Source organism: Agrobacterium cavarae, assembly GCF_004310285.1.
In the GTDB taxonomy this organism is placed as follows: domain Bacteria; phylum Pseudomonadota; class Alphaproteobacteria; order Rhizobiales; family Rhizobiaceae; genus Agrobacterium; species Agrobacterium cavarae.
Genome location: NZ_SISF01000031.1, coordinates 190,624 through 192,000, shown reverse-complemented (window position 1 = coordinate 192,000; position 1,377 = coordinate 190,624). Strand labels below are relative to the sequence as shown.

Below are 1,377 nucleotides of genomic sequence, written 5' to 3'. Positions count from 1 at the left end.
CGCCGCAGAGACTTCGGTCCTGACGGTATGGCAAGTGTCGCCGTCCACGTTTCTCTTTCTTCATGAAGGATATAAACCTTTGGTTTGTGCTCACGCATGAGCGGGTCTATGACCCTATGCTCCGCGGGGGCGCCGGACGGCCGGCGACGGACTATCGTCCTGTATGGGTGGCTGATTGAGACGGATGTTTTGATTGGTTTGCCGGTACGCAAGAGATGGGCCCGTAGCTCAGTTGGTTAGAGCACACGCTTGATAAGCGTGGGGTCGGAAGTTCAAGTCTTCCCGGGCCCACCATTTGCATATGCGAATGAGGGTTTGGGTTGAGACTGTTGGTCGATGCGAATTGTTGCCGCGCCTGGTTGAAAGACTTGGGTGATCGAGCTGGATGGGGCTGTAGCTCAGCTGGGAGAGCACCTGCTTTGCAAGCAGGGGGTCAGCGGTTCGATCCCGCTCAGCTCCACCAAAATTTTGGCGCTCACGGGTGAGCGGTCCTTCGGACCTACCCTCCGCGAGGGCGCCGAACGATCGGCGACGCGCTATCGCGCTGTATTGGAGAATTGATCCTACGGCTGCGAATTGTCTTCTGGAGAAATAAAGGTTTGCACCTTCATCGAATGCGATGACGGTGCCTGTTTTGGATACATTGTGAAGAGAAGATATGTCTGGAAGCTTCCAGGTGTTTTGAACCCATTGGGTTTGAGACGTCCGAGCCCAGTCTCAGAGAAACCATGTGATGGCTTAGTCGGCCGGAATTGGTGGAGGGACTGGAGGTAGGAAGGAAGCTTGTCCGAGGCATTTTTGTTGTTGGGGCTTTTAGTCCCTCTGATGAAAATGCTGGATTGGTGTTGCCTGACCGCGCATCACCGGATGATATCTCGAGAAGCTGGTCTTAATGGTATGGCTTCGAGGTGCACCGGCGTGCCCTCAATGAAGACCGTACCGAACACGTCGATGGCATCGTGACTTGGCTGGGTTGTAAAAGGTAACCTTGCCTGTCGTTCATTCCTTCGGAATGACGACTTGATGATGAGCATAGACAATGAGAACGAAGAAGTGAATTAAGGGCATTTGGTGGATGCCTTGGCATGCACAGGCGAAGAAGGACGTGATACGCTGCGAAAAGCCGTGGGGAGCTGCGAATAAGCTTTGATCCATGGATCTCCGAATGGGGCAACCCACCTCAGATATCTAGAAAATCTGTTTTGCTGCACACTTGAATAGTCTTCTTATTGGTTTGTATGGGACTTCCCATACAGACCTTCAGGTCGTCGCCAATCGTTTGGCGCGCCGTCCGCAGGCCTACGGCCGTGAGGACAGAGGACACCCGGGAGATCGGGTTCAAGGGTTCAGCGAAAGAGGTTTCTAGATATCGCAATG

2 tRNA genes and 1 rRNA gene (1 of these 3 only partly in view) are annotated in these 1,377 nt (G+C 53.5%); all 3 read left to right on the top strand.

Annotated elements, in window-relative coordinates:
* The first annotated feature begins 217 nt into the window (after positions 1 to 217).
* Positions 218 to 294 (top strand) — tRNA-Ile (locus EYC79_RS14325).
* A 93-nt stretch (positions 295 to 387) separates the two neighbouring features.
* Positions 388 to 463 (top strand) — tRNA-Ala (locus EYC79_RS14320).
* Between the two features lie 584 nt (positions 464 to 1,047).
* A 23S ribosomal RNA gene (locus EYC79_RS14315) occupies positions 1,048 to 1,377 on the top strand (it continues 2,744 nt past the right edge of the window).